The organism is Shewanella sp. GutCb (assembly GCF_002836135.1).
Classification (GTDB): domain Bacteria; phylum Pseudomonadota; class Gammaproteobacteria; order Enterobacterales; family Shewanellaceae; genus Shewanella.
On sequence record NZ_PJBL01000017.1, the window covers coordinates 166,995 to 193,725 of the forward strand.

At 43.9% G+C, this 26,731-nt stretch carries 23 protein-coding genes and 1 pseudogene; 15 read left to right on the plus strand and 9 right to left on the minus strand.

Annotation, left to right across the window (positions count from 1 at the left end):
• Window positions 1–319: 319 nt before the first annotated feature.
• The 11 genes from ubiE to CXF86_RS10320 all read left to right on the plus strand — a co-directional run bounded on the left by ubiE (window position 320) and on the right by CXF86_RS10320 (window position 10,253).
• Window positions 320–1,075, plus strand: coding sequence for a bifunctional demethylmenaquinone methyltransferase/2-methoxy-6-polyprenyl-1,4-benzoquinol methylase UbiE (ubiE, locus tag CXF86_RS10270; protein WP_101089802.1), 756 nt, complete (start codon window positions 320–322; stop codon window positions 1,073–1,075).
• An 11-nt stretch (window positions 1,076–1,086) separates the two neighbouring features.
• Window positions 1,087–1,710 (plus strand): ubiquinone biosynthesis accessory factor UbiJ, encoded by a 624-nt coding sequence (locus CXF86_RS10275; RefSeq protein WP_102038903.1) that lies wholly within the window; start codon window positions 1,087–1,089, stop codon window positions 1,708–1,710.
• Window positions 1,707–3,356 carry a ubiquinone biosynthesis regulatory protein kinase UbiB gene (ubiB, locus tag CXF86_RS10280; RefSeq protein WP_101089800.1) on the plus strand — a complete coding sequence of 550 codons (1,650 nt, stop codon included), beginning with the start codon at window positions 1,707–1,709 and terminating at the stop codon, window positions 3,354–3,356. The genes CXF86_RS10275 and ubiB overlap by 4 nt, the downstream gene beginning before the upstream one ends.
• Before the next feature lie 61 nt (window positions 3,357–3,417).
• Window positions 3,418–3,675, plus strand: coding sequence for a Sec-independent protein translocase subunit TatA (gene tatA / locus CXF86_RS10285; RefSeq protein ID WP_101089799.1), 258 nt, complete (start codon window positions 3,418–3,420; stop codon window positions 3,673–3,675).
• Window positions 3,676–3,681: 6 nt separating this feature from the next.
• Window positions 3,682–4,077 (plus strand): Sec-independent protein translocase protein TatB, encoded by a 396-nt coding sequence (tatB, locus tag CXF86_RS10290; RefSeq protein ID WP_102038904.1) that lies wholly within the window; start codon window positions 3,682–3,684, stop codon window positions 4,075–4,077.
• 3 nt (window positions 4,078–4,080) lie between these two features.
• Window positions 4,081–4,845: a twin-arginine translocase subunit TatC gene (gene tatC / locus CXF86_RS10295; protein ID WP_101089797.1), complete on the plus strand. Its 765-nt coding sequence runs from the start codon at window positions 4,081–4,083 to the stop codon at window positions 4,843–4,845.
• Window positions 4,846–5,228: 383 nt separating this feature from the next.
• Complete coding sequence (locus CXF86_RS10300) at window positions 5,229–5,747, plus strand: hypothetical protein (RefSeq protein WP_102038905.1); 519 nt, start codon at window positions 5,229–5,231, stop codon at window positions 5,745–5,747.
• Complete coding sequence (locus CXF86_RS10305) at window positions 5,747–6,541, plus strand: TatD family hydrolase (RefSeq protein WP_101089795.1); 795 nt, start codon at window positions 5,747–5,749, stop codon at window positions 6,539–6,541. The genes CXF86_RS10300 and CXF86_RS10305 overlap by 1 nt, the downstream gene beginning before the upstream one ends.
• On the plus strand, window positions 6,541–8,412 hold the full coding sequence (locus tag CXF86_RS10310) for a sensor domain-containing diguanylate cyclase (protein ID WP_102038906.1): 1,872 nt from the start codon (window positions 6,541–6,543) through the stop codon (window positions 8,410–8,412). Before CXF86_RS10305 ends, CXF86_RS10310 begins: the two co-directional genes overlap by 1 nt.
• 43 nt (window positions 8,413–8,455) lie before the next feature.
• On the plus strand, window positions 8,456–9,466 hold the full coding sequence (hemB, locus tag CXF86_RS10315) for a porphobilinogen synthase (protein WP_101089793.1): 1,011 nt from the start codon (window positions 8,456–8,458) through the stop codon (window positions 9,464–9,466).
• A 247-nt stretch (window positions 9,467–9,713) separates the two neighbouring features.
• A complete protein-coding gene (locus tag CXF86_RS10320; protein WP_101089792.1) occupies window positions 9,714–10,253 on the plus strand; it encodes a thioredoxin family protein in 540 nt (179 codons plus the stop codon).
• 59 nt (window positions 10,254–10,312) lie between these two features.
• On the opposite strand, the gene CXF86_RS10325 is transcribed toward CXF86_RS10320, so the two are convergent.
• The 3 genes from CXF86_RS10325 to rhlB all read right to left on the minus strand — a co-directional run bounded on the left by CXF86_RS10325 (window position 10,313) and on the right by rhlB (window position 15,906).
• The gene (locus tag CXF86_RS10325) at window positions 10,313–13,312 is read right to left on the minus strand and encodes a TonB-dependent receptor (protein ID WP_101089791.1); all 3,000 of its coding nucleotides are present in this window, start codon (window positions 13,310–13,312) and stop codon (window positions 10,313–10,315) included.
• A gap of 350 nt (window positions 13,313–13,662) precedes the next feature.
• Window positions 13,663–14,577, minus strand: a complete 915-nt coding sequence (locus CXF86_RS10330; protein ID WP_102038907.1) for a Ppx/GppA phosphatase family protein — start codon at window positions 14,575–14,577, stop codon at window positions 13,663–13,665.
• Window positions 14,578–14,592: 15 nt separating this feature from the next.
• Window positions 14,593–15,906 (minus strand): ATP-dependent RNA helicase RhlB, encoded by a 1,314-nt coding sequence (rhlB, locus tag CXF86_RS10335; RefSeq protein WP_101089789.1) that lies wholly within the window; start codon window positions 15,904–15,906, stop codon window positions 14,593–14,595.
• A 408-nt stretch (window positions 15,907–16,314) separates the two neighbouring features.
• Between rhlB and trxA the strand changes: the two genes are divergently transcribed.
• Both trxA and rho read left to right on the plus strand, forming a co-directional pair.
• Window positions 16,315–16,641 carry a thioredoxin TrxA gene (gene trxA / locus CXF86_RS10340; RefSeq protein WP_101089788.1) on the plus strand — a complete coding sequence of 109 codons (327 nt, stop codon included), beginning with the start codon at window positions 16,315–16,317 and terminating at the stop codon, window positions 16,639–16,641.
• 234 nt (window positions 16,642–16,875) lie between these two features.
• Window positions 16,876–18,141: a transcription termination factor Rho gene (gene rho / locus CXF86_RS10345; protein WP_101089787.1), complete on the plus strand. Its 1,266-nt coding sequence runs from the start codon at window positions 16,876–16,878 to the stop codon at window positions 18,139–18,141.
• A 101-nt stretch (window positions 18,142–18,242) separates the two neighbouring features.
• Here rho and CXF86_RS23155 read toward each other — a convergent pair whose 3' ends face one another.
• The 6 genes and pseudogenes from CXF86_RS23155 to CXF86_RS10370 all read right to left on the minus strand — a co-directional run bounded on the left by CXF86_RS23155 (window position 18,243) and on the right by CXF86_RS10370 (window position 24,227).
• Window positions 18,243–18,710: a GNAT family N-acetyltransferase gene (locus tag CXF86_RS23155; protein ID WP_308303182.1), complete on the minus strand. Its 468-nt coding sequence runs from the start codon at window positions 18,708–18,710 to the stop codon at window positions 18,243–18,245.
• Window positions 18,711–18,746: 36 nt separating this feature from the next.
• A pseudogene (locus CXF86_RS23055) lies at window positions 18,747–19,646 on the minus strand (LysR family transcriptional regulator); the annotation flags it as partial.
• A gap of 224 nt (window positions 19,647–19,870) precedes the next feature.
• Entirely contained in the window at window positions 19,871–20,614 is a 744-nt protein-coding gene (locus CXF86_RS10355) for a fumarate reductase iron-sulfur subunit (RefSeq protein WP_101089786.1), read from the minus strand.
• The gene (locus tag CXF86_RS10360) at window positions 20,611–22,608 is read right to left on the minus strand and encodes a fumarate reductase flavoprotein subunit (protein ID WP_101089785.1); all 1,998 of its coding nucleotides are present in this window, start codon (window positions 22,606–22,608) and stop codon (window positions 20,611–20,613) included. Before CXF86_RS10360 ends, CXF86_RS10355 begins: the two co-directional genes overlap by 4 nt.
• Window positions 22,609–22,698: 90 nt before the next feature.
• The gene (locus CXF86_RS10365) at window positions 22,699–23,373 is read right to left on the minus strand and encodes a fumarate reductase cytochrome b subunit (RefSeq protein ID WP_102038908.1); all 675 of its coding nucleotides are present in this window, start codon (window positions 23,371–23,373) and stop codon (window positions 22,699–22,701) included.
• A 149-nt stretch (window positions 23,374–23,522) separates the two neighbouring features.
• Window positions 23,523–24,227, minus strand: a complete 705-nt coding sequence (locus tag CXF86_RS10370) for a fumarate reductase cytochrome b subunit (protein ID WP_101089783.1) — start codon at window positions 24,225–24,227, stop codon at window positions 23,523–23,525.
• Window positions 24,228–24,725: 498 nt separating this feature from the next.
• Here CXF86_RS10370 and prmA point away from each other — a divergent pair, with 498 nt between their 5' ends.
• Window positions 24,726–25,607, plus strand: a complete 882-nt coding sequence (prmA, locus tag CXF86_RS10375) for a 50S ribosomal protein L11 methyltransferase (protein WP_101089782.1) — start codon at window positions 24,726–24,728, stop codon at window positions 25,605–25,607.
• A gap of 151 nt (window positions 25,608–25,758) precedes the next feature.
• Window positions 25,759–26,730: a tRNA dihydrouridine synthase DusB gene (dusB, locus tag CXF86_RS10380; protein ID WP_101089781.1), complete on the plus strand. Its 972-nt coding sequence runs from the start codon at window positions 25,759–25,761 to the stop codon at window positions 26,728–26,730.
• Window position 26,731 lies beyond the last annotated feature (1 nt).

Below are 26,731 nucleotides of genomic sequence, written 5' to 3' on the forward strand. Positions count from 1 at the left end.
TTCAAGGCGCATTGACGAAAGAATGGTTATTCCCTTGTGAGCCGATGCAATACAGAAGTGGAATGAGTGAGCGCGTGAGCTGCAAAGTACTGAATGAACAGATACTCATTACAATTGGTATAATAACGATTCAACATTGGCTAGGATTATGGTGTAATGCGCAGTCAATTTTGCGAAACCCTGTGTCATCGCTCATTTTTACGAACTCCAGCGACTGATAGATAACATACATCACATAGTGATGGATGAAAGATTCAGCAATCTGGCTTGATGACTTACAATCGCGATAATTCAATTGTTAACGTATAGGAATAGATAGATGTCAGAGGACACTCCAAAGAACACTCACTTCGGTTACAAAACGGTTGAAGCTGAGCAAAAGGCCGAGATGGTCGCTGGCGTATTCCATTCTGTCGCCGCTAAATACGACATCATGAATGACGTCATGTCTTTCGGTATCCACCGCATGTGGAAACGTTTCACTATCGAAAGTGCTGGTGCACGTCCAGGCATGAAGGTTCTTGATTTAGCTGGCGGTACTGGTGATTTAACCGCTAAGTTTTCTCGTATTGTAGGTGAAAAAGGCCAAGTTACTTTAGCCGATATTAACGACTCAATGTTAAAGGTTGGCCGCGAAAAGTTAAGAGACAAAGGCATTGTGGGCAATGTGAACTATGTGCAAGCTAACGCTGAATCACTGCCGTTTCCAGACAATCATTTCGATATTATTACCATCGCCTTTGGTCTACGTAACGTCACCGATAAAGATGCCGCTATCGCTTCAATGCTAAGAGTATTGAAACCCGGCGGAAAATTATTAGTGCTTGAGTTTTCTAAGCCTAAGCACAACGTGATGCGTAAATTATATGATCTATACAGCTTTAAAGTGATGCCTAAAATGGGCGCGTTAATTACACAAGACGCTGAGAGTTACGCGTATCTTGCTGAATCTATTCGCATGCACCCAGATCAAGAAACATTGAAACAAATGATGGTAGATGCTGGTTTTGAGCAAGTGAACTATACCAATATGACTGACGGTATTGTGGCCTTGCATAAAGGTTACAAATTCTGATTGGACTCACTATGTCTCGTGACATGTCACTGCTTACATGTGCGGCGATTGAGGTTAGCTTAAACAAGCTAATCGCCCAATCGCCTGAAGACTACGCGACCCTGCGTAGTCTGCATGGCAAAGTTCTTTGCATTCAACTTACTCAGCTTAATTGGCCACTTTTTCTCTTGTTTGCTAAAGAGATCCAAGTTTACAGCCAATACGAAGGTGAGGTTACCACTCAAGTTAATGCCGATATCACCACTTTATATCAACTCACTGAAGGTGCAAACCTCACTGAATTGATCAAACAAGATAAGCTTAGCCTCGAAGGCGACCTCGGTTTATTGCAAGCTTTTAGCCACTATATTCAAAGTGTTGAATTCGATTTTTACGAGCCACTATCTCGTTATATCGGTGATATTCCAACTCACTTTGTTTGCCAAACGGTTAAGCGAGCAAAACAAGGTATCACCCAAATATGGCTCAAAACACGTTCCCACTTAGGTCAGTTAACGACCGAAGAGTATCGACTTGCACCGCATAAACTCGAATATATTCACTTAAGTGATACCATCGAAGATATCGCCGTCGACGTCGACGCTTTGGAAGCACGGATAGAGCAATTACTAAATAGGGCAAGAGTTAAACCATGACAGTAACAAGTATCAGGCGCGCTTATCAAGTCATCCGCACCGCGTTGCATTACGGATTAGATGATTTAATTCCCTCAAAGTTAACGCCTTGGTACTTCAAGCTATTAAGAGGTTGTCTCTTCTGGCTCAGAAACCAACACAAAGATAAAATCGGCGGTGAACGCTTAAAACTGGCGATGCAAGAGCTTGGCCCTGTCTATATTAAGTTTGGCCAAATGCTCTCAACCCGACGCGATCTACTCAGTGATGAATGGGCTGAAGAGCTGGCGATGTTGCAAGACAGAGTGCCTCCCTTTGATTCCGCGATTGCTCGCGCCTCTATTGAGTCCGAACTTAAAGCCCCCATCGAAAATTACTTTGATGACTTCGAAGACACGCCGCTTGCATCAGCCTCTATCTCACAAGTGCATACCGCGACGCTAAAGTCTAACGGCGCTAGAGTGGTATTAAAGGTACTGCGCCCAGATGTAGAACAAAAAGTTCATGCCGACATTCAGCTAATGTCGCAGACTGCGGGCTTTTTAGAGTTACTGCTAGGGGCAAACAATCGCTTACGTCCAGCCGAAGTTGTCGAGGATTATCGCACCACCATTGAGGGTGAGCTCAATTTAAAACTTGAAGCCCTTAGTGCGATTAAGTTACGTAATAATTTCTTGGGTTCAAATTCGCTTTATATCCCTTTTATGTATGAAGAGCTTTGTTTTACCCGACTGATTGTAATGGAGCGTATTGACGGTGTACCTGTATCAGATAAAGCGGCACTTATAGCGCAAGGTACCAATCTAAAGCTGCTTGCTGAACGCGGTGTAGAACTATTTTTCACTCAAGTATTTCGTGATAATTTTTTCCACGCAGATATGCATCCCGGCAATATTTTTGTCAGCCGTGAACACCCAGATGATCCCTTTTACATCGGTTTAGATTGCGGCATCATGGGCACACTGACCGATGAAGATAAACGCTATTTAGCAGAAAACTTTCTCGCCTTCTTCAATCGTGATTATCACCGCATTGCTCAGCTTTATATTGAATCCGGTTGGGTATCACCCGATACCGATATCAGTGCATTTGAACAAGCGGTTAAAGTTGTTTGTGAGCCCATGTTTAATAAACCATTAGATGAAATTTCATTTGGTCACGTTTTACTTGAGCTATTTCGAACTGCGCGTCGGTTCGACATGGTTGTCCAGCCTCAGCTGGTATTGTTAGAGAAAACCTTACTCTATATTGAAGGTTTAGGGCGTCAGCTATACCCACAATTAGATTTATGGCAAACCGCTAAACCTTTTCTTGAAGACTGGATGGCCGAACAAGTAGGCCCTAAAGCCATGGCAAGCAAAATTAAGCAGCAACTGCCTTATTGGGCAGAACACCTGCCAGAGCTGCCAGAGCTCATTTACGATAATTTAAAAATGGGTCGCAACCTAGCAAAGACACAAAACAAATTACTCGATCGATATCTAAAACATCAGCAAAAAGCACATAAAAGTAACTATTTTTTGATCACCGCCGCTATTTTAGTGATCTGTGGCACTATTTTGTTCAATCAAGACGCTACACTATGGGCGTCTTACGGCAGTATCGGCCTAGGCGCCACATTGTGGCTGCTCGGATGGCGATCTAGACCAAAGATCCGTAAACTTTAGCTAGACCTAAATAACCAAAGGTTCATAATAGATTCAATATCTAAATTAAGAGGATTCATTCATGGGTGGCATTAGTATTTGGCAACTTCTTATCGTTGCATTGATTGTCGTATTATTGTTTGGAACAAAGAAATTACGTTCTCTAGGCGGCGATTTAGGCGGTGCTGTTAAAGGCTTCAAAAACGCCATGTCTTCTGAAGAAGATAAAAAAGCGCTAGAAGAAAAAACAGCGCTAGAAGACAGTGCAGCTGAAAAAACAGTTCAGGGCACTGAGACAGCCGAAAAAAAGGCTGAATCTAAGGACAAAGAACAGGCGTAATCGACTATGTTCGACGGTATCGGCTTTATGGAGTTGCTGTTGATTGGAGTCTTAGGGCTAGTTGTACTTGGCCCTGAAAGACTTCCTGTCGCCGTGCGCTCAATCTCAGGCTGGATCCGCGCCATGAAAAAAATGGCTAACTCAGTTAAAGACGAATTAGAACAAGAGCTTAAAATCGAGCAATTGCATACTGATTTGAAAAAAGCAGAAAGCCAAGGCTTAAAAAACCTTGCGCCTGAGTTACAGGATTCAATCGATCAATTAAAACAAGCAGCGCAATCTGTTAATCGTCCCTATCAAGTAGAAGATGTTCCTTTGGCAAAAGAAACGCCAGCCAAGGACGCCCCTACTATTGAGACATCTTCAACAGATAGTGCTAAGTCAGACAAACCTAACGGGTAGTCCATGTCACAACAAAAGCCGTTAATAAGCCATTTGCTTGAGATGCGTAATAAGCTGCTTCGAGCAATAGCGAGTGTTCTCTTGGTGTTTATCTGTTTGGTCTATTGGGCCAATGATATTTACCATTATATGGCGATACCATTGATGCAAGCTCTGCCCGACTCGAGCAGCATGATTGCAACGGATGTTGCCGCACCCTTTTTTGCACCATTCAAACTAACATTGGTACTGTCATTTTTTATTGCCATACCTTATGTTCTGTTTCAAGTATGGTCATTTGTTGCACCAGGGCTTTATAAGCATGAAAAGCGCTTAGTGGTGCCGCTGCTTACCAGTAGTACCTTGCTGTTCTACCTCGGTATTGCATTTGCTTATTACGTAGTATTCCCTGTGGTATTTGGTTTTTTTGCGTCTGCAGCACCTGAAGGTGTAGAAGTTGCGACCGATATCAGTAGCTATTTGAGTTTTATTCTCAAGCTGTTTTTTGCCTTTGGCTTAGCGTTTGAAATACCTGTAGCAGTCGTTCTTTTGTGCTGGGCGGGTGTCACCTCACCTGAAGAGCTGAAAAAGAAACGTCCATACATAGTGGTTGGTGCATTTATTGTGGGAATGTTTTTAACACCTCCCGACATTATTTCGCAAACTATGCTCGCGATTCCAATGCTCATCTTGTTTGAAGGTGGACTCATCGCAGCACGCTTTTATAGTAAAGATGAATCTGAAGACGATGAAGATGAAGATACGTCTGAAGAGAGTGAACAAAAGTAACTAAACATTTGTTGATAGAGATAAAAGGTATTGCTATTCAGTTGATGAAGGCAGTACCTTTTTTTTGCACTGAAAAACCATTAGGTTACGATGCCAGAGCCGAGAATAACTATTAGCTTCAATTCCTAATCTCGCCTACAGGGCTTTGAATTCCCGCTGAATGTTCAAACTTTTAATGCAACAGGTATAAGCCCTACCCTCTAATAGCTAACATTCTCACTGGTAACTCTGTAGGTATATTGAATCACAAAAGCAATAGACCTTAGCTTCTTTGACATACCTTAATGGCCTTAACATTGAGGCTCTGAATTGATTACATATATAACGGAATTGGTATAAAATCGTCCCGTAGCCTGCTTTCTAATAATAAAAAGGAAATTTTAATGATTAAGCCGTATCTGTTATTACTGACAACAGCCTCTATTTTGTTATCGACATTTGCAAATGCCTCTGTTGAAACTCAGCTATCACAATGTGCTGCGGTACCAGACAAACTGGATCGTCTTGTCTGTTACGACAACCTCTCCGCGTCATTAGTAACAAACAGCGTCACCAGTGTTAGTTCGGCACCAGAAACAATTGCCGTCGCCGCCTCAGCAACCGTTGTCACCAGTACCGCAAATGCACAAAAAAACGTTATTGAAGAGTTTGGCAATATCAAGAATGACAAAGCGGGGCAAGAGGTTGTGGTCATCAATCTAACCGTGGATAAAGTCACCAAAGATCCATATGGCGCGCTTAAAATTCAATTTGATAACGGTCAAGTTTGGAAACAAACTGATTCACGCTCTTTCAAACTCAAGCCAGAACAACAAGTCTATATTGAGAAAGCAGCCCTTGGATCTTTTATGTTAGGCACAAAAGATCGTAACACCACCATTCGGGTTAAACGTCTTAAATAATGCCGCAGTTTATGGACATTGCTGTCAATCTCATTGGCAGCAGCTTAGAAAAAGATCTTCACGAGGTTGTAGCAGCCGCTAATCATGTTGGCGTCTCCTCTATGGTTGTTGTCGGCAGCCACATTGAAGAGAGTGAGCAAGCGATTGCGCTATGCAATTCATTTTCAGGAACGCTCTATAGCACAGCAGGTGTTCATCCGCATCATGCGAGTGAATGGACGTCCCAAAGCTGTCATCGCATTAAGCAACTAAGCTTATCTCAATGTGTCGTTGCCATTGGAGAATGCGGTCTGGACTATAATCGAGATTTCTCACCGAGAGCCAAACAAAGGCAGGCTTTTGCTCAGCAACTTGATCTGGCAGTTGAGCTAAAAATGCCAGTATTGATGCATGAACGAGACGCTCATACAGATTTCCTCACCATATTAAAAGAATACCGCTCAGCATTACCCGCGGCGCTACTGCACTGTTTTACAGGGAACCGGGAAAGTCTAGAGGCTTATCTAGAACAAGACTTACACATAGGGATCACCGGCTGGGTGTGTGATGAACGTCGAGGTCAGGAGCTAGCCGAGCTAGTGCCATTTATTCCTGACAATCGTATTGTAATTGAAACTGATAGCCCCTATTTATTGCCAAGAAGCATGCGACCAAAACCGAAATCAAGTAAGAACCAACCTAAATACTTACCTTATATCGCTGAGTATATTGCGAATCTTCGTGGGCAACAGATTGATGATTTTGCACTACAAACTTATCAAAACAGCCGTTCCTTTTTTGGTTTAACGTATTAATGCGGCTATTCATTCGTTTTATAGCCATCGCGATGCTTTTTATATCAAGCTGTACAAACGCCGAAAACATCTTAACGCTCGATAGCCATACCCCTACAGAGCAAGCCTTAAATGACTGGGTCTATTACACACCAGTAACGCCAAACACGGACGTATTCCAAGTCAGCCAGTTGTCATCAACACGTTGGGATAAATTCACGCCGGATATTATTCGCGGTCTAAGTAACAGGCAATTTTGGGTCAAGTTTAGCGTGCACAGCAGCGGTTCTTTTGTAACCCATAGAATATTATCAATAACCAACCCCCACTTGGATCTGATTGAGTTATATCACTTCAATCGACACCGTTTAGTCAACAAAGTCGTTATGGGTGACAGTATCCCTTTCTCTCGAAGGCCCATTGTTAGTAATGATTTTTCGTACCCGTTTAGCAGTAAAAATAATGATTTTCATACCTTTTACTTAAAAATAAGCACTGCGGGGTCTTCAAGTATTCCACTCACGCTTTGGACCGATAACGCCTACTATCAAAGTGCTGAGCAGCAATCATTACTCTATGGCTTCCAAATAGGTGTCTTAACAGCGATTGGGATTTTCAGCCTCTTTATTGCCATTAGCTCACACTCATTTAGTTACACCTATTATGCAGGTTATGTGCTCTCTTTGACGCTATTTGTCGCCGCTTTACACGGTATCGCCTTTCGTTTTATTTGGCCTAATTTACCGATAGTACAAACGTTTATTTTGCCTGTACTATTATGTTTATCGATGGCATTTGCCTTTCTGTTTTCAGAGAAAGTCATGCAGCTTAAGTACCATAGCCAGCCGATGCTACGGATCTGCCGGGTCGGTGCGGCCATTTCAATCTTCCTGCTTTTTATTGGATTATTACTCGACTACAACCTAGCGCTAAAAATGGATGTCTGCGTAGTCATGCTCAGCAGTTTAATACTGATGTATATCGCACTCGTTCAAGGATTTAGAGGCCATAAACTGGCTAAGTTATTCGCTATTGGCTGGGCCTGTATGATGCTAGGAGCCTTAATTTCCGGCATGATGTATATGGGTTATATCGAACTTGAGCTGCAAGCTAATACTCCCTTCATGCTTGGATTAAGCTTCGAAATTCTATTCATGGCGGCACTACTAGCGATACGCTATAACGATGAACGCCTGTCTAAACTGCAGATCCAGAAAGAAGCGTTAATTCAAGCAGAAAGAGTGAAAATAACCCGAGAAGATGCACTTCGAATAGAGGCTCGAAGTAGCGAGCAACTTGGAAAGATGGTTCAAGAGCGAACATTAGAATTAGAAATTGCACTAAGAGAGCTCAACGAAGCAAATCAAAAGCTGACGGAACAAACTACGATTGATAGCCTTACAGGTGTAAAAAATAGAAATTCGTTTGATAAGCGTATCCTTGCAGAAGGCCGCATAAGCCGTCGACAACAAACGCCAATGGCTATCCTCATGCTAGATATAGACCACTTTAAGTCGATTAATGACACTCATGGACACCTTGCCGGCGACCAAGCCTTGCGAGTTATCGCTGATGAACTTAAGCGAAAATTAAAGCGACCAACCGATCTGGTATCACGTTTTGGTGGTGAAGAGTTTGCTATTATATTACCGAATACGAATCAAGAAGGCGCCCTGCAAGTTGCTGAGACCATAAGGAAAGCTATTTTTGAATTACCGATTAGTTGGGGAAAAATAACCATTCCTCTAACCGTCAGTATTGGAGTGAGCGTTGAAATCGTTTCATCCGAACAACATACAACATTGTTATTAGACCAAGCCGATAAAGCACTTTATCGCGCAAAGAACGAAGGGCGTAATCGCGTTATGCTATACAGCCCTGAGCAAGATTGAGCCCTGAGCAAAATTGACATCATCAAAAAGTCTGGAGTCGAATGTGAATATTATTACTAGTGCCTACCCACAGCGTAGAATGCGTCGTATGCGCAAACATGAGTTTAGTCGTCGTCTCATGGCTGAAAACCAACTCTCTGTAAATGACTTAATTTATCCGATGTTTGTGCTGGAAGGGAATAATCGTACAGAGCAAGTTGCTTCTATGCCTGGTGTAGAGCGCCTTTCAATTGACCTACTGCTTAAAGAAGCGGCAGAATTAGTTGAACTTGGGATCCCACTTATTGCACTATTTCCTGTCACGCCTTCAGAGAAGAAAACCCTGATGGCTGAGGAAGCTTATAATGCCGACGCGCTAGCACAACGTGCCGTGCGTGCATTGAAAGAGGCTTTCCCACAGCTAGGCGTGATGACTGACGTCGCACTGGACCCGTTTACCACTCATGGTCAAGATGGCATCATTGATGAAACTGGCTATATCATCAATGACATCACTACCGATATTTTAGTTAAACAGGCACTTTCTCATGCTGAAGCCGGTGCTGATATTATCGCACCTTCAGATATGATGGATGGCCGTATTGGTGCTATTCGCAAAGCGCTTGAAGCCGCTGGTTATGTCAACACACAGATCATGGCATACTCTGCCAAGTATTCATCAAACTACTATGGTCCTTTCCGTGATGCAGTCGGTTCAGCGGGTAATCTAAAGGGTGGCAACAAGCATAGCTATCAAATGGATCCTGCTAACAGTGACGAAGCACTGCATGAAGTTGCTCTCGACATTCAAGAAGGCGCAGACATGGTAATGGTTAAGCCTGGTATGCCTTATCTTGATATCGTCCGTCGCGTTAAGACTGAGCTTGCCGTGCCAACGTTTGCTTACCAAGTCAGTGGTGAATATGCGATGCATATGGCCGCGATTCAAAATGGTTGGTTAGCTGAAAAAGCGATTGTAATGGAGTCATTACTTTGCTTTAAACGTGCGGGTGCAAATGGTGTCCTGACTTACTTTGCCAAGCGCGCTGCGCAGTGGTTAAAAGAAGATAAATAACCGTTTATAGATGCAGAAATGCCACTCCCTAGCGAGTGGCATTTTTATTTCTAACGTCAAATCCCCCCTATAAAGTTCAATATTTCGGTTCCACTTTTAGAGCTTAGTCTCTATTGTGTGACTCCTGCCACTAAACGAACAATCATGCAGTGATCGATATAACAGTCCTTCTAGCCCATGCTTCACCCATTAGTTAAGACATGATTGAATAAAGCAGAATTCATTTCTTCTTGCTAGAGGTATAATCATGCACAATAACGTCAAAGCATTGCTTGCCACCACCGTTTTATTTTTTAGTAGCCAGAGTATGGCTAGTGGCGGCTGTGCATTCGAAGGCCAACAAGAGGGCTTTATGGCCACTTGTAGTGAGGAGAAACAAGAAGTGATCTTAACTGGTAGCGTTACAACCGAACAACTCAACGTGCTTGATTGGTTCAATCAAGAATATACTGATTACAAAGCCGACAAAGCAACAGTAGCGCAGTTACAGGCTGTCACTGAGGCAACTGAAATCACCGTTATTATTGGTACATGGTGCCCAGATTGTCACCGTGAAACGCCGCGACTTATTCGTATAATGGAGCAGGTTAATAACCCTCTGATCACGGTGAAATACATTGGTGTTGATAGAGCTAAAGAAGATCCAAAAGGCTTGGCTAAACACTATGATTTCTCACGTATACCGACTTTCATCGTTTCACAAAAAGATGAAGAGATTGGTCGTATTGTCGAAAGACCTAAAGTGTCTTTAGAGAAAGATCTCGCGGCCATTTTAAAAGCCTCGTAACTCTACCTTTAAAAACATAAAAAAGGCCGCAAAAAGCGGCCTTTTTATTTACACGTTATTTAAAACTCGTAACGTGCCACAACTGAAAAGAAACGCTCTTCTTGACGGTCTGTAACCATGCCGTAATCAGGGTTTAATTCAAGCCCTGACGCTGTATCTGCATAGCGTGCTCTTTCTTCATTAATGTTAATTGCCGAATCAGAGTCTAATACATTGTAAACAGTTCCCTTGATGGAGAAGTCACCCTCAAAAATATCGGTCATGTAAGTCAAAGATAAATCGATATTCGTTACCCAAGGCAAGTTACCCGCTTCACCGCGTGGTGCAGGGTTTCCATTTTCATCATAGTGCGACGCTTGATCATAATAACGGCTGATACAGTCATCCCACGGATTACCCGCAGTACAACTACCCACGCCTTCTGGATGCTGTGAGAAATAACTCTGTGGACGACCCGAAGTCACACGCGTTACAAAACCAAAGATAAACTCATCGGTAATGTTATAAGCACCACTGACCTTAAATGCATGTGTATGGTCATTCGGTAAATCACCATTTGAATGATCCATCAAGTCGCCATAATCATAAGAGGTTGTCCAACCTGGATCAGCCTGATTATTATCCGTCTTAACTAAACCTTCGGTATTACCATAGCTATGCGACCAGGTGTACGATGAGTTAATACGTAAATCGTCAGTAACAGCGCCATCAAGTGTGAACTCCATAGCTACATATTTACGCTCAGCTTCAGGCAATGCCATCTCTTCTGCAGTCAAATTCACATTATCGACAGTACCATCGCCATCGAAATCATATGCTATACCCACATCTTCACCAGGATTTAGCAGCACATAGTAAGAGCTCTGACCTACATTATCTTCAATACCTAACTCTTTAAGTTTCTTACTCAATACTGGACCAACATCAGTATCTTCGACGCTGCGGCCTAAGTTACGGTATATACCACGAACACCCGCCGTCATCGTTTCAAATACTTCTTGCTGGTAACCTAACGTAAACTCATCTGAGTACATAGATTTAAGAGAAGATGAAGCGATCAAACCAGGCTCAGTAATTCCTTTTTGACGATACCAACGATCCCTCAGCATTGCCCCACGACTCGGTGAACCATCCCCAGTAATCACTGGATGACCGTCACCATCAACTTGATCAAGCTCTGAATATTCGAACCATTCAATAGAAGATGAGCCCTGAGTAATATTCATATTTGCTGATACAGGTTGAAAATAACGACCATAGGTAGCAAACACTTTTGCGCTACCATCACCAAATAAGTCATAAATAGCTTGGACACGGGGGGCAAACTGATCTTCCATCTCTACGTATGCGCGACCATCTGAGACTGTGTTTTCAAATTCGCTATAACGTAAACCAAGATTTAATACCAAATTGTCAGTCGCCTGCCACGAGTCATTGATATAGAAAGCGGTTGAAGTCACATCAGAATCAGTGAAACGGTTACGTACGCGGCGCTCTACATAGTCTTCGCCCTGAACTTGGCCAGAGTTATCATCCGCACCTGCCGTATAAATTGACCACCAACCTTGAGCATCTCCCATACCATTTTGAGATGAAGAGTAATCAACTTTGACCTTGGTATAATCAACACCAAATTGAATCGCGTGGTTGTCTAAGTCCCAGCTGAAATCAATTCTCGCTTGATCACGTTGATAATGCTCTTCTGATACCGTCGAGTTAGTATGCTGGCTTAATGTCGTAGAACCATTTCGGTAGTCCCATACTCCAGGATTAGTAGAGGCCACGACATTTTCAACATCCTCTTGCACTCGTCCGACAACTGCTGAAACTGAGAATGTATCGGTAAGATAACCGTTGTAGTTCAAACTATAAACTTTACCACCATCTTCACCAGGTGCATCTACGCCTTGCTGTTCACCAACAACATTGGTTTCCCAATCATAAGCGTAAGTCTTATTCGTCCAAGTACGCTTGTTGTTCATGGCAGAAAAGCCAATTGAATGATTTTCTGTCATGTACCAATCAAGTTTAGCAAACCAACGATCTTCTTCGCGTTCACGGTTAGTTTTAGTCGTTTGACCAGCCCAGTCTTGATCTTCGCGTCTTGGCGCAAACAAACCATAGAAGAATAGTGAGTCTTCTATAATTGCTCCGCTCGCCCATAACTGTAACTCTTTAAAGTCATAGCTATCTTGTTGAGTGTTAGTGTCTATTTCACCGCTTGATTGGTATATATTGTCATGAGATGAACGTAATGAAGATGGATCCCAGCGTGCTTCAGCACCAAATTTAAATTCGTTTTCACCCGATTTAGAAACAGCGTTTACAATACCGCCCAATGCACCACCGTATTCAGGGCTCACACCACCCGTTTTTATTTGTGTTTGAGAAATCGCTTCCCAAGGTAGACGAATTGATCCTAAACCCGTACGAATACTCGTTACATTGAGCCCATTAAAATAGTATCCATTTTCAGCGGCTGATGAACCACCAAAACTAGATGCGCCTTTAAAACTATCTCCACCAGGCGCTGCAGTGCCGGGGGCTAGCAGTGCAATACTTTCAAAGCCCGTATTAACAGGCATGGTTTGCAGCTCATCTTGACTAAACGTTAAGCCAGAGGTTGATGAAGCAGTATCGACACGACGGATCATGCTACCCGTTACGGAAATTCGCTCTATATTGTCAGCGCCTGCTTCCGTTAACTGACCATCCAAAATAACCGATTGCCCAATACTGACTCGGACGCCATTTTCTTGATTTTGAACAAAGCCATCTTTACTAATGGTGATGTCGTAATCACCAACAGGGACATTACGCAGCAGGTAATCACCATTGGCGTTTGTTTCAACAGTGAACACTAGCCCTTTAGCTTTGTGCTTAAGTGTAATCGTTGCGTTCGACAAGTCAGCACCAGTGGCGTTGATGACATGACCTTTAACAATACTAGTATCAGCTGCAATAGCAGCTGGTGCAGAAAACATTAACACTGATCCAACAGCAATCGCTGCGAGTGTCTTTCTCGGCGTAAATCGCTTTAAAGCGTTATTTCCGTCCATAACCTAATTTCCCTTAGTCCTATCTATAGTTATTGTGCAAACTTTTTTGTTTTTTTTAGCGTTGATCGCCAACAACTGAGCTCGCCCTTAATTGCAACATCACACTAACATTGTTAGCATAATGTATACAATTTATTTTATCCATAGATTTAGAGTGGGAATAAAACATTGAAATTATTGGTTTTATTAAGTGAAGTACTTCGAGAATACGTTGAATAATGAAGGGCGAAGTTCTTAAATCAGTCAAAAACATCAATGCAACTAAGAACAATCTGAAATAATATAAAGTTATATGGATTGTTTTGGTGTTCTTGGGAAAGGGTTACAACTTGGATGTTAGCAGAGACTATTTAACCGCAGCGTTGGGCGAGTTGATGCAAAATCCCTTCACGTAAGGCGCCACCTGAAAGCTGTAACGTTTCAATATTAAGCAACTCAAATAAAGCGAGTAAAATAGCAATTCCAGCGGCGAAAGTCGGGGCTCTTTCCGGCTTTAAACCTTCAATGTCGAGCATGGATACGGAGTTTTGTGCCAGAATTTCTTGCTTCAATCTATACAGGACATCCAAGGTTATGGCTGTCGACTCACCTCGAGCGCAGAGCAGCTCAACAACCGACTGTACGCTACCTGAAGCACCTACAACACTATGCCAGCCAAGCCTGCTTAGTTGCTGCTGATATTCTCCCAGTATGTTTTCAACATGGTGTCTAACATGATCAAAATCGGATGGTTGAAAAGGAAATTGGTTAAAGAAGCTATGATTAAAAGTAACGCAACCCATTGGTAAACTGGTTTTTAACAGCACCTTATTACCGTCACCAATAATAAATTCGGTACTAGCACCACCGATATCAATCACTAACCGCCGCCCACGACCTTCAGTCGTCGCAGCCATACCTTGATAAATAAGATCAGCTTCTTCGATACCAGAGATAATACGGATGGGATGAGGTAATACAGTGAGTGCTTGTTGGCAAAAGTCATCAGCGTTGCTGATTTTTCTTAAAGTCGCTGTCGCAATGACCTCGACATTATCCGCTGAGACACCCTCTTTCTTAAGCATTTCAGCGAACATAGCGAGGCAGTCAATGCCTCGCGTCATGACTGACGAATTAAGCAACCCGTCAGCTTCGATCCCTTCAGCTAAACGTACTTTACGTTTATATTTGGCAATAATTTGTGGATGATGACTAACGGTTTTAGCCACCATCATATTAAAACTATTTGAGCCTAACGTTATAGCTGCGTAGCAAGGAGCGCTCATTAAGCGAAATCTCTGTTACGAATGTCTGCGTGTCGTGTCATGACGACGCGGACCACTGTTACGATGCCCGCCTTGTGGACGAGAGCCATTGCGATCACGTGTATTACGCGTATGACTGCTCGGCTTACGGTGAATACGCTTCGGTGCTGGAATATCATCAAGCAGCGCTTCACTATCATATGAGGTTACTGGTACCGAATGCTTAATATAGCTCTCAATCGCAGGCAAGTTTAATGCGTACTCTTCACATGCAAAGCTAACTGACACTCCCTTCTTACCTGCGCGACCAGTACGACCAATACGGTGCACGTAATCTTCACAGTCATCAGGTAGATCGTAGTTATATACATGCGAAACATCAGCAATATGTAGACCTCGAGCAGCAACATCTGTTGCGACCAAAACATCTATTTCACCGTTAGTAAACTGCTCCAGAATACGTAAACGCTTCTTCTGTGGCACATCACCGGTCAGTAAACCAACACGATGTCCATCACCTTCAAGCCATGACCACACTTTTTCACAGCTGTGTTTAGTGTTAGAGAAAACAATCGCCTTTTCTGGCCAATCTTCCTCAAGCAGTGAGAGTAGAAGTGGCATCTTCTCTTCCATAGATGGATAGAAGATCTCCTCTTTAATATTCTTCGAGGTTTTCTCGTCTGGTTCAACTTCAACTTTCACAGGCTCATTCATATGGTCGTAAGCCAGCTCTTGCACTTTCATTGAAAGCGTGGCTGAAAACAACATATTTAAGCGCGATTTAGCATCAGGCATACGTCTAAACAAGAAACGAATATCTTTAATGAAGCCCAAGTCGAACATACGATCCGCTTCATCAAGCACAACCGCTTGAATCGCACTTACGTTAATAACACCTTGGCGAACATAATCGATAATACGACCCGTGGTGCCAATTAAGATATCAATACCTTTATCAAGCACTTTACGCTGTGCGTCATAGCCTTCACCGCCATAAACGATACCGACTTTAAGGCCAGTATGTTTAGCAAGTAAGTTGGCATCTTTAGCGATTTGAATCGCAAGCTCACGTGTTGGCGCCATAATGATGGCTCGTGGCTGACTGATCTGACGATCAGCAGGAACGGGTTCAGTTAATAGGTGATTAAACGTGGCGACTAAAAAGGCAAGGGTTTTACCTGTACCCGTTTGCGCTTGCCCTGCTATATCTTTTTTCTCTAATAAAATCGGCAATGATAATGCTTGAATAGGCGTACAAAAATCAAAGCCTACTTCGTCCAGTGCCAGTTGTACTTCTTTCTGTAGCGGGAAGTCGGCAAACTTTTTTGTAGATAAATGTGTATCGCTCATAGCGCAGGCTTACCTGTAAAAGGTTGCAATAAGGAACTCGATCGTTTGAAATAACGGTAGAATTGTTATCGCTGAAAATTGGGGCTCACTCAGAGAAACGGTTTTCACGGTATTATTAGCATCGGTGACGGAATCACTATTCCCTCTTTTTATTATGATGCTTGGAATTTTAGCGTGTATTAAACGTTCTCTATAGGGCGAACTAAATACGCTTTTAGGCGTTAGTCGTCGTCGACTTAGGCTCACTATGCCTACAATTGATCGACTTGTCTAAAGCGTTTTACGATCGCTTCGAGTGGCGTCTTTAATAAATGATTAACTTTAATAGCTTGAAAAGCTATTTTACCGACCCAATATACAGGTTAAGCCATTAACAAACCAGCAATGGCAACCAAACTGGAGAACAACATGAGCGACAAGATTGTATACTTAAGCGACGATAGCTTCGAAAATGACGTAATTAACTCTGAACTACCAGTTCTGGTTGATTTTTGGGCAGAATGGTGTGGTCCTTGTAAAATGATTGCCCCAATCTTAGATGACGTAGCTGAAGAGTATGCAGGCAAGATCACTGTTGCTAAGTTAAACGTTGACCAAAACAACGTATCACCGGCTAAATACGGTGTTCGTGGCATTCCAACTCTGCTTTTATTTAAAGCGGGTGAGTTAGCGGCAACGAAAGTAGGCGCACTTTCAAAAACTCAACTAAGAGAGTTTATCGACGGACAACTGTAAGACTTTAGAGGCTAAACCTGCCCACTAAAGCTAGATTGAGTGATTCCCGACACAGCTTCAACAAGAAAATGTGTCGGGTTTAATTAAATTTCTAGACGCCCTGCCTTGTTAGTGCTACTTTAATAACCAAAGAGATTCTAACTAACCCACTTCCCGCTATCCGATCGATACTCAATAAGCTTCATACCCATTGATCTAAGATGGCATAGTCACGTGAAAACAAGACCCCCCAAGATGAATTTATCAGAATTAAAAGACACACCGATTTCAGATTTAGTACAACTAGCCCAAGACATGAAGCTAGAAAATATGGCCCGCGCTCGTAAGCAGGACATCATTTTCTCAATCCTAAAGGCCCACGCGAAAAGCGGTGAAGATATTTTCGGTGGTGGTGTATTAGAGATTTTGCAGGACGGTTTTGGTTTCTTACGTAGCTCTGATGGGTCTTATTTAGCGGGTCCTGATGATATTTATATCTCACCTAGCCAAATTCGTCGCTTCAACATGCGTACTGGTGACAGCATTTTTGGCAAGATTCGCCCGCCAAAAGAGGGCGAACGTTATTTTGCTCTGCTAAAAGTTACCGAAGTTAACTTCGATAAGCCTGAAAACTCTCGCAACAAGATCCTTTTTGAAAACCTAACGCCACTGCATGCTGAAGAACGTATGCGTATGGAACGTGGTAATGGTTCTACGGAAGATATCACTTCACGTATTTTGGACCTATGCTCTCCTATCGGTAAAGGTCAACGTGGTTTGATTGTTGCGCCGCCAAAAGCGGGTAAGACGCTATTATTGCAAAATATGGCGCAAAGCATTGCTTATAACAATCCAGATGTTGTGCTAATGGTACTGCTCATTGACGAACGTCCTGAAGAAGTTACCGAAATGCAACGTATGGTGAAAGGTGAAGTTATTGCTTCTACTTTCGATGAGCCAGCAAGCCGTCACGTACAAGTGGCTGAGATGGTCATTGAAAAAGCTAAGCGTCTTGTAGAGCACAAGAAAGATGTTGTTATCTTACTCGACTCTATTACTCGTCTTGCTCGTGCATACAACACTGTGATCCCATCATCAGGTAAAGTTCTTACTGGTGGTGTTGACGCTAATGCTCTGCATCGTCCTAAGCGCTTCTTTGGTGCAGCTCGTAACATCGAACATGGCGGCAGCTTGACTATTATCGCCACTGCGTTGGTTGATACAGGCTCTAAGATGGACGAAGTTATTTACGAAGAGTTTAAAGGTACTGGTAACCAAGAGTTACACCTTTCTCGTAAAGCCGCTGAAAAACGTGTATTCCCAGCCATTGATTTCAATCGCTCTGGTACGCGTCGCGAAGAGAAACTCACTACAACAGATGAACTTCAGAAAATGTGGATCTTGCGTAAAATCTTGCACCCAATGGATGAAGTCACTGGTATGGAATTCTTAATCGACAAATTGGCTATGACCAAAACGAACGAAGAATTTTTCACAGCAATGAAACGCGCTAAGACCTAACTCTACTAAGATCTAGCTCTAACGTCTCAACTGCTAAAAAACCGCATTTATGCGGTTTTTTTATGTCCATTTTTTATGGTTATTCTTGCACGCTGTTATTTTCACAATCGGTCTAGTATTTTCCGCATAAAGACTCTTACCAGTCCAAACGATGCATCTTGCTCCTCTCCCACAATGGACCAGCCATGTTTAACATAGAATTTGAGCGCTTGCTCATTGCCTTTAAAGATTTCTAACCGCAGGTGTTCATAACCTTCATCTCGTTGCATACTCTCAACCTGCGCTAATAGATACCCCCCTAAACCGGTTTGCTGTAATTGAGGATGGATCATCAAGAGATGGATGAATCCCTCTTCAGCAGCGCAGAAGCCTTGTATTTTTCCATCCACCTCAAGCAGCATGATATTTTCAAGATGTTCAATAATCTCTTTGTCTGAACCACCACCATTGATAAACCAGTCAACGCCTTCATCACCTAAGAAGGAACGATAACACTTGTCTATCGTCTCTCTCGCTAACGTCTTTATAACGTCTAAATCTGCGGCATCGGCTTGCCTAACTTTTGTCATTGGTTGCCTGTCAGGAATGTCTTTAATCAACCTGCTATTTGTCCGTGCCAACCACGCTTTTGAGCGCACCCTTAACATATCTCTGAGCAGTAATACCACCGGCGTCACATGCTCTCGGCCAGGACAAACAAGATAGAGGTCGGCCTCTTCACCAACGTAATCCGTTAGCATAGGCACTAATCGCCCTGATTCAAGATCATCCGTTAAATCAAGGCAGGACTTAAACACCACCCCTTGGCCAGCCACAGCCCAGCGCCGTGCAACATCAGCATCGTTGCAGGTTCGATTAGACGTCACTCGCACCTTATATTGCTGACCTTCTTTGCTGAAAAACCATTGATCATGCGTGCGCTCATCTAACATAAAGAACAAGCAGTTATGTTGCTGCAGCTGCTCTAAATTATTAACCGCTCCCATGCGCTCGATATACTCAGGCGAAGCACATAGTACTCGCGTGGAGTCACAAATTTTAAAGGCCACCAGCGATGAATCTTTGGGTTTACCAGAGCGTAATGCGACATCAATTTTGTCTCGATAAAAATCAGACAAGTTATCGCCAATATGAAGACGAAGTTTGAGTTCTGGATACTCGGATAGAAAATCATCGAGCCAAGGTAATATGATATTACGGCCAACATCCGATGGTACGGCTAGACTCACGGTGCCCGAGATCTGGGTCAGGCTCGAGGTAATTGCCCGCTGCCCCATGTCAAGATCAGCTAATGCCGATCGACAATGGATCAGATACCGCTCGCCAGCATCGGTTAGCCTAAGGCTGCGAGTACTGCGAATAAACAAGGTTGTACCTAGCTCTTTCTCTAACCTTTTAAGGCCTGCACTTGCCACCGCAGAAGAGATATCCAGCTCAACCGCGGCGCCCGTTAGGCTGCCACAATCAGCGACTCTCACGAAAAGAGTTAGATCATTTAGCTGCATTATCAATTATTCCTTTATAAACGACCGACCATTACTAATACTTTATTGTATTAAATCACCACGTTTTTACCAATAAAAATTCTACTTAATCAGAGCATCACTGTTAGTGATTTTTATATCAGCCAAAAAAAAGCCTGCAAGTGCAGGCTTTAATGTTTAGCGTCTTTAGTCCCCCACAAGAGTCGATAGCCATGGGGTTTGAGCACTTTTTTCAACCCATAAACCTAAACTAAAGTGACTGCCATTTTTCGTCTTAGATAGGCAATCTGCTGCATATGCGGCAGGTCCTTAGGGCAATTATCTTGGCACCCGAGCAAAGTCATGCAGCCAAAGACACCGTCTTGGTTACCAATCACATGATAATAATCTTCAAGCTCACGACCGTCACGGCTATCAAGCTCAAAACGCGCAAGTTTCATCATGCCCACGGCACCAACAAAGGTTTCGCGCATCTGTTTAGTGGCACAGGCTGATACACATACACCACACTCTACACACCGTTCTAGCTCGTAGAGTTTGGCTGCTTCTACAGGGTCCATCGGCGCTTCTAAGCGGTGAACATCCAAATCATCACTGATGGGATGTAGCCACAACTTTAAACGCTCAGCCAGCTCGCGCATAAACTTGCCGGTATTGACCGACAGATCACCAATCAATTCAAACCCAGGTAGCGGCATCAACATGATGTCACCTTTCGGGTATTTGCGGGTTAATGTTCGGCAAGCCAACGTCGGAAAACCGTTAATGACCATAGCGCAACTGCCACAAATACCTGCTCGGCACACAAAATCAAATTGCAACGAGGTATCTTGTTCTTCACGTAAACGGTTAAGCGCAATAAAGACCGTCATACCCGGTGTTTCTTCAAGCTGGTACTTCACCATTTTAGGCTTATCGCCCGGTTCTTGTGGATCATAACGGAATATATTAAAGGTTAACATCCGCCCTTTTGTGGCTTCTGGGCTCATTTCGCCTCTCCTGCAACTTGCTGATCTAACATTTCACTCAAACGCTCATTCTTAGGTATTAATGACTCTGGCACCTCAAATGGCATTAAGGCATTTTGTCTTTCGTGCCTATCGGCATCATCACCTAACTGACTCAATATCTCAGTGATCTGCTGCTCGCGCTTGCCCGTATCAGGATGCGCTATCGCATTGTTAATACCATAACCACGGTAGCCAGGCGGTAACTCCATCTTCATCACATCCAACTGCTCATATTCCAGCGTCGGCGATAACGCTTCTGCGTTTGGCCAGCTTGCCAAAGTGCGGTTTAGCCAGTCTTTATCGTTACGCTGCGGGAAATCTTCACGAGCGTGTGCTCCGCGGCTCTCAGTACGTGCTGCAGCGCCAGCAGCAACCGTTAGCGCAACTTTCAGCATACGTTTAACACGCAGTGCTTCTACAAGCTCTGGGTTAGCGTGGCGCTTCTTACATTTAAGGCCTAATGCTTGAGCACGCTTAAGTAACGCTTGTAGCTCGTTAACGGCTTTTTCAAGCTCAGGGCCATTACGGAAGATGCCCACGTAATCCATCATGATCCGTTGCATCTGCTTTTTCAGTTCAAACGGACTTTCAGTCCCTTCACCATCGACTAAGTCATCAATCTCGCTTTGCACTTTGCCAACAAAAGACTCAACCAGACCAGTATCAATCTCTAAGGTATTTTGCTGGCAGAAATCAGCCACGTACTTGCCGATAATCATGCCGCCAACGACCGTTTCAGCAAGAGAATTACCACCGAGTCGGTTAAAGCCGTGCATATCCCAACAAGCGGCTTCACCTACACTAAACAGGCCTTTTAACTGCGGATTCTGCCCTGTTGAATCGGTACGGATACCCCCCATTGAATAATGTTGAGTCGGGCGTACTGGGATCCACTCCTTAGCAGGATCGATACCTAAAAAGTTCTCACAGATCTCTTTCACTTCACGCAAGTTAGTTTCAACATGCTTACGGCCAAGCAAGGTAATATCAAGCCATAGATGCGGTCCATAAGGGCTATCAACGCCTTTACCTTTGCGCATATGTTCGGTCATACGGCGCGACACTACATCACGTGATGCCAACTCTTTCTTTTCAGGCTCATAGTCTGGCATAAAGCGGTGACCATCTTTATCTCGCAATAAGCCGCCGTCACCACGACAACCTTCTGTCGTTAAGATCCCGACGGGTACGATGGCTGTAGGATGGAACTGCACCGCTTCCATGTTACCCAACTTGGCAACACCAGTTTCAAGCGCAAGTGCTTGGCCTATCCCTTCACAGATAATGGCATTGGTTGATACTTCATAAATTCGGCCGTAACCACCGGTGGCTATCGTGGTCGACTTAGCGACATAAGCACGTAGTTCTCCGGTCACCAGACAGCGTGCTACTACGCCATGGCAGCGCTTACCATCATGGATAAGCGATAAGGCTTCCATGCGCTCATGCACCGGGATATCCATCGATATCGCTTTGTTATCGACGGCATATAGCAGTGAATGACCGGTACCATCAGCCGTGTAACAGGTACGCCATTTTTTAGTACCACCAAAGTCACGGGCATTAATTAAGCCATGCGCAACTTCAGCCTCTTCGAGGGTGACTTTCTCGGCGTTAACCACCACTTGTCTTGGGCCTGCCGTAACACGTGTCCAAGGTACGCCCCAATTCGCCAACTCACGGACTGCTTTAGGGGCACAATGAGCAAACATACGTGCCACATCTTGATCGCAACCCCAATCAGATCCTTTTACCGTATCTTGGAAGTGCACATCTTCATCATCTCCCATACCTTTCACGGTATTGCCCAGACTTGCTTGCATGCCACCTTGCGCCGCAGCCGAATGCGACCGTTTAGCAGGGACTAATGACAATACAACAGTATCTAGCCCACGCTCTTTTGAGGCGATGGCGACGCGTAATCCAGCAAGTCCAGCGCCGATCACTAACGAATCGGTATATATCAGTTTCACACGTGCTCCTTAAGCGGGTACAGAGTCAATTTATGGTTCTTACATTCAAATATTTGATTTACACAGCATTGTGCTAATAAGTGCTTTCGACTAACCATTTGCGTAAGGCAAAAAGGCCAGCAATGAAGCAATACCCACCACAATAAAGATGGCACTGATAATGCTTTTTATTTTTTTCAGCCTGCTACGACTATTGAGATCTCTGACGGCACCCCACTTAACCGCAACACGATATACACCAATGGCTGCATGCAGTTCAACGCAAAAGAGTAAAGGTAAATACAGTAACCATACGCCCTGTTGCCAAATTCTATCCGCACTGCCATAAGGCCCTATGGTTTCCGGTGCAGCGCCAATGAGCCACAAATGCACTGGCAATAGCAAAAAAATCACCACGCCAGTAACGGCTTGCCAAACCCATAAACGAGTGTCGCCGTGGTTCACCATGCTGAGTTGCTGCTTTAGCGCTTTTTGTTGACGTAGGTTGAGCGGCATTTTGTGCGCCGCAACCAAAACGTGAACCAATACGATAGCGGCAATAACAACGGCGATGACCGTCACCACCCAAGGGTAGCCATGACCGTCAGCCGTTAAAAAACTCAGTTCCATGGTTTTAGCGACCCATATCATCGCATCTTTACCCAATAATATGGATGACACCAATAACAGGTGCGTCCACAAAAATACCGCTAGCACTACCCCACTGGCGCTTTGGCTTATATCAAGCCAACCACTCAATTTACCGCGATTTTTTATTATTCTCATTCGCTTCCCTATCCATGTTGTTGAATTTTCGCTTAAAGACACTGTAACCAATGTCGCTCACAAATAACTTCCCAACAGTGAGGTAGATCAACAAAAAAGTAATTAATCCAGCGATACCTAATTTATCGATTAATAAAATATGGCCGTAACTAACTAGGGCGATAAGCTTCAACGGGCAAGCTCAAATCACTGCCAATGATTAGATAAGATATAAGACTCATAAGACCAATGACGATAAGATAAATAATCAAGCCTTTAGCCAGCTTACGCAGCCCCGTACGTTTAGTGGTTAAACCCCACTTAACTGCCACGCGATAAAGTCCTATCATCGCGTGGATCACCACAGCAGGTAGCAGTAAGGCGTATAGCAACCAAGCATTTTGGTTGTAGACTCTGTCAGCCGAAAGATGGGGACCTATTTCTGGATTGGCTATCATGGTAAAGAGGTGTACAGGCACAAGGAAGAACAACACAAAGCCCGTAATCAGCTGCCAGAACCACGCATGGCTGTCTTTATGATTAATCACTGACATATGACGTCTAAGTGCACGCCACTGCCCTATTTGCGCAGGGAAACGACGTAAAGCCACTGCCGCATGCGCCATCACCACCAGTAACATAAACACCGAAAAAACCTTAGTGACAATCGGGAAGCCATGTCCCGTTGAGCTAAACATGCCCCCTTCGAGAAACTGCACTACGGTATAAAACGCCTCTTTACCAAGTAAAATGCTAGATTCAAAATGTAGATGAGCTAATAGAAAGCAGCCCATCAATACACCGGTGATGCTTTGTATTTTGTCCGCTTTAGCTGATGCGGGATGTCCGGTTGCGCTTACGTAGGATGCTAACATAGTAGTTATCTTGTTTATCTTATGCCTAGTCGTGGGATTTACACTCTAGCAACTTGTTAATCACCTCGTTGAAACTGCATTTTCAATCGTGATCTTGCTCACGCTCTTTCAAGTGAGTATTAGAGTAAGATCACAAACAAGGCATAAAACACAGAACAGCGGTAATACCTTTTAACCAATGATTTTCAGCTACTTGAAGCAACATTTCAAACAAAACAATCTAAACGTCCTCCTGAGAGATACTGTTATTACAAGCGGACTATAAGTCACTAATTGCTCAAGTAAAACAGTGACTAATTGCCATAGAGTCCTGCACCTGATTTAAGCTTAACGAAATACCCAACTCACTTCAAAACGCTGGTTTCAGAGCTCAAGTAGGATAGCTGAACAAAGCAATGATTGAGATAATGGTTATTCCCTTTTCGACATGCTGAATACTGCATTCTGAGGTCGTTTGGGTATACAATACGTCGATATATCTAGCTAACGAGAATTGTCATGCCTTGGATCCAACTAAGAATTGATACCGACGGCCCTCACGCAGACGCACTTAGCGATCAGCTGATGGAAGAAGGGTCAATTTCCATTACCTTCGAAGACGGTAAAGACACCCCGATCTATGAACCCACTTTGGGTGAGACACCACTGTGGAGTCACACGGTCATCATTGCACTCTTTGAGGCCGATCACGATTTAGCACCTGTGGTTGAGCGTCTAAAACTGCTGCCTTATTTAGGTAAAAACTTCGGCCATAAGATAGAGCAAGTTGAAGACAAAGACTGGGAACGTGAATGGATGGATAACTTCCACCCAATTAAGTTTGGTGACCGCCTTTGGATCTGTCCAAGCTGGCGTGAGATCCCAGATCCAACCGCGGTCAACGTGATTTTAGATCCCGGCCTTGCCTTCGGCACAGGTACTCACCCAACCACCGCTTTATGTTTAGAGTGGCTAGATGGACTCGACTACCGCAATAAAGACGTCATCGACTTTGGTTGTGGCTCAGGCATTCTCGCTGTCGCTGCGCTCAAGCTAGGGGCTGAACGTGTCACAGGCATCGATATCGATTACCAAGCAATTGACGCATCTAAAGCCAATGCAGAGCGTAACGGCGTGCAAGACAGGCTTTCGCTGTATCTGCCAGAAGACCAACCCGCAGATCTGCAAGCAGACATCTTAGTGGCAAACATTCTTGCAGGCCCATTACGTGAATTGGCGCCATTAATTGCTGATAAAGTGTTGCCAGGCGGCCAACTTGCCCTTTCAGGTCTACTAAAAGAACAAGCTGAAGAAGTTTCAGCCTTTTATAGCAAATGGTTCGACATGGACGAGCCTGCTCACAAAGACGACTGGAGCCGCTTGACAGGGATACGCAAATAACGGTAATACGCGGCGCACTCTGCGCCGCGACAGACTTCTCACCTAGCAAAAGTCAAGAAAAAAAGTTGCCCTCAGGTCATTTATTGACCTTTTCACAGGCTTGAAAAAGGCGTACTATAGCGCCCCTTTGACGAGCAAGGTGATTTGATAAATGCAGATTGGACCCTATCGACTGAAAAATCAGCTGATCGTGGCCCCAATGGCAGGTGTCACGGACCAGCCCTTTAGAAATCTTTGTATTCGTTATGGCGCAGCCATGGCGGTTTCAGAGATGCTTTCATCTAATCCTGATGTTTGGGATACCGATAAAAGCCGCTTACGTATGACACACGTAGGTGAAGACGGAATACGTTCGGTTCAAATAGCCGGTTCAGACCCTGAATTAATGGCGAATGCCGCTGTTGTGAATGTGCAACAAGGCGCTCAGATCATTGATATCAATATGGGCTGTCCAGCAAAAAAAGTGAATAGAAAGCTAGCAGGCTCCGCTTTGTTGCAAGATCCACAGCAAGTAGAATTAATTCTACGTGCCGTAGTAGCAGCAGTTGATGTGCCTGTGACACTAAAAATTCGAACGGGGTGGGCTCCAGAGCACAGGAATGGTGTTCATATCGCCCAGATTGCAGAAGATTGTGGCATTGCTTCGTTAGCCGTTCACGGCAGAACAAAACAGTGCATGTACAAAGGCAATGCCGAGTACGACACGATTAAAGCAATTAAAAAACAGATCTCGATACCTGTCGTCGCTAATGGAGATATTTTAACGCCAGAGAAAGCACGCTTTGTGCTGGATTATACTGGTGTGGATGCTTTGATGATAGGCCGGGGCGCTCAAGGACGGCCTTGGATATTTAGGGAAATCCAACATTACTTGGACACAGGTAATAAGCTAGCGCCCGTTGAGATGGATGAAAAGCGTCAATTGATGCTGGAACACCTTAAACTGCTTTACGCATTGTATGGCGATTATAAAGGCATCCGTTTCGCAAGAAAGCACGTTGGATGGTATCTAAACCAAGAAACACAACGCGCTTTTCGAGCTGAGTTTAATCAGCTTGTGACCGTTGAAGAACAATGTTCCATGGTGGAACACTATTTTGATGAATTTGCAGCAAATAAATAAA